This window comes from Methyloceanibacter sp. (assembly GCF_058506495.1).
This window is the reverse complement of sequence record NZ_JBZMXT010000164.1, coordinates 1-2,674: the sequence shown is the minus strand read 5'-3', so window position 1 is coordinate 2,674 and position 2,674 is coordinate 1. Positions and strand designations below refer to the sequence as shown.

The 2,674-nt window shown below is 59.4% G+C and carries 1 protein-coding gene and 1 pseudogene; one reads left to right on the top strand and one right to left on the bottom strand.

Annotated elements, in window-relative coordinates:
* Positions 1-781: 781 nt before the first annotated feature.
* Positions 782-2,137 (bottom strand): IS1380 family transposase, encoded by a 1,356-nt coding sequence (locus AC33YF_RS13620; protein WP_491777755.1) that lies wholly within the window; start codon positions 2,135-2,137, stop codon positions 782-784.
* 277 nt (positions 2,138-2,414) lie between these two features.
* Between AC33YF_RS13620 and AC33YF_RS13615 the strand changes: the two are divergent.
* Positions 2,415-2,674, top strand: a pseudogene (locus tag AC33YF_RS13615) (hypothetical protein); the annotation flags it as partial.

The window sequence follows — 2,674 nt, the reverse complement described above, 5'->3', positions numbered from 1 at the left end:
GAGCGAGCAAACCGTTTGTTGCACTTCGCGGCAAACATGCTGAAAGCAGAAGGTGAATTTTCCGGCTTTGAATAGCCCCATAGAAGCCGCCGAACTGTTGGTTCGCCCTTATAGCAGGAAACAGAGTCACAGCGGAGGCGGAGTGCCTATGACTATTCCATGGCCAGCAGTGTTCTTGTCGCAGCGTCATCAGCGCTCGTCGTGGCGAAGACCTGAGACGCTGCACGTGATGAGCACCGCAGTGGGGCATTCGCGACGTTTCAGAACTGCGGTCGTCCGGCCGCCATCCGAAAACCTACACATTCGCCTCGCGTACTGACGGTCAGCTTTTAGGGCCTAGCCGTCATCTCACTGGGCAGATCCGACAGCATGAGTTGAGGGAGCCCTCTCGCCCGGCGTTACAGACGGTCGAAGCACCTACATCTGCGGACATCGTGGGCGGAGGCGGCTAGCTCGTCAACGCCGGATCCGCCAATGACGGCCTTCAGTTTGGATAGCAGACATGATCGATTAGCGTCGCACGGACTTAAATGGTTTGCGCGTCGTCGAGCCGATTATTGTCCCCCAGAACACTCCAGGGGCCGGCGGTGGCCATACGTCGTCGGCACCTAGCCCGGCTTTCTCCCAGCATGGCTGATGAGCATGGATCGCTGGCGACGCAAGGCTGCCGTAATCTGGGGTAGCAGACGAGACGAGCGCCGTCATTCCACCGGCTGGCGGTGCGTAGGCTCGGTGCTGTTCCTCTATTGTTGATGCCCTGGGTTGCGCGGCCTTCATGGCCTCAGGTGCATAATCGTCGGGTAGCGATAGCGAAGAGGTCGGCAGCCGGACAGCTCGACGCAAACGCAAGTTTCACGCGGCGCACCGAGATCGTGACCCGGGCACCGAGCTTCAAAAGCTTCAACCGGATCGTGCCGCAGGTCGCAACCGCGAGCTTGGTACCAGCAAGGCCGATGCGGCGCACTGCACACATCAAGACGTATGCGAGCGAGGACAACCAGAGCCTGAGCTGATTGGCGCGCATGGTCGGTGTCGGCGTGCGGTCAGCGAAGAGATCGCCCTGACATTCCTTCAGCCGGTTCTCCATCTCGCCGCGTTGGCAGTAGACAGTCTCGTAGAGGAAGCGTGCCGAGCCGTACGCTGGATGGATATTGGTGACGATGAAGCGCGGATTGGCTGATCCGTTGGTGTGTTCCGCCTTGGCGATGACACGGCGCTCCGCTGACCAGCTTTTGCGCGTGCGATACTGGAAGTCGGCGAACACGCGGGCCGGCTGTCCTGTACGCTTCGCCTTGCGTTTGGCGGCTTTGAGTTCCGGTTTTATCTGGGTCGCGAGCCGTTCGTTGCCAGCCAGCCCGAGCACGTACTGCACGCCGTTCGTCTCGCACCAGTCCATGAGATCGTCACGGCAGAAGCCGCTATCGGCACGGATGACGATGGTGGTTGTGGGCCAATGTCGGCGGATCTGGTCGACAATGCGGGCAACCTCTTGCGCTGCACCGTCGGCGGCATCATTGGCCGAAGACCGAAGCTTTGCCGCCAGCAAATGCCTGCCGCAGAAGACATACAATGGCAGATAGCAATAGCAGTCGTAGTAGCCGTGGAAGTGCCGACCTTCCTGTTCGCCGTAGAGCGGATCATCGGTGGCATCCAGGTCGATGACGATGCGCAGCGGAGCTTCGCGATGAGCCTCGATGAACAGATCTACGAACAACCGCTCGATGGCGGCTGTATTGTGGTCGAGCTTGTGGTGGCGATCCTGCCCGATCTTGGAGGCATGCTCCAGGCGGTTCAGTGTCGACTTGCCGGCAAGCGCACGGCCCGGCTTGTCGATGACGGCTGCAAGCGCCGGATCGTGCCGGAGCGCATCGTGGTCGATGAGATCTTCATAGCCGAGCGCAAGTCCGAAGATGCGCTGGCGCAGCAGGTCAGGGAGCGTGTGCGTGATGGCCTCCGACACGCGGTAGTCCGTGAAGCAAGCCGCCAGCCGCTCGGCGAGCTTCAGCTTCCGGTCGGCTCCGGCGAGCAGCGCCACACCGCCATTCGACGTGATCGCGCCCCCATCGAAGGCGCCCACAAGTTTGCGTCCGCCAGACCTTCCCAAATCAAGCCCGGCCTGGATACACTCTGTCGACATCGGGGATCATCTCCGTCTCAGATCAAGTCGTTCTCGCAAAACAACTTTCTCTGAGTCGGAGCCCCGATGCTCCTCACGACTGGGAGAAAGTCAGGCTAGTAGTCGTTGCCGCCATAGCGCGTCAGGGACGTTGAGCTGAGGCGCACCCGAGCTGCGCCACTTGCAACACCAAAAGCAAGCCGTCTAGTTTAACCAAACGGATGTGCCAAATTCTCAACGAGACCAAGCGCCTCCATGCCTCAGAGACCATGACGACGGACGCGGGAGCAGGGAAGAAATGAAGCAAACATTGAAATGGCCAGCTTACGTTACAGCATTAGGTGTTTTGTGCTTGGTCGTCACTCCAGTCGCGGCTGATGAACAGAGCACGCTTGAAGTCGTCCGATATTCAATCGACAACTTAGTGCTGTTCATATCTGCTGTCCTCGTCCTTTTCATGCAGGCCGGCTTTGCTTCGCTGGAGGCAGGAATGAGCCCCGCGAACAACACGGTCAACGTCTTGTTTAAGAACTTTGCCGATATGTGCATTGGCGTTCT

Coding starts and splice junctions, on each gene's coding strand:
- AC33YF_RS13620 (WP_491777755.1), bottom strand. CDS start 2,137: ATGTCGACAGAGTGTATCCAGGCCGGGCTTGATTTGGGAAGGTCTGGC.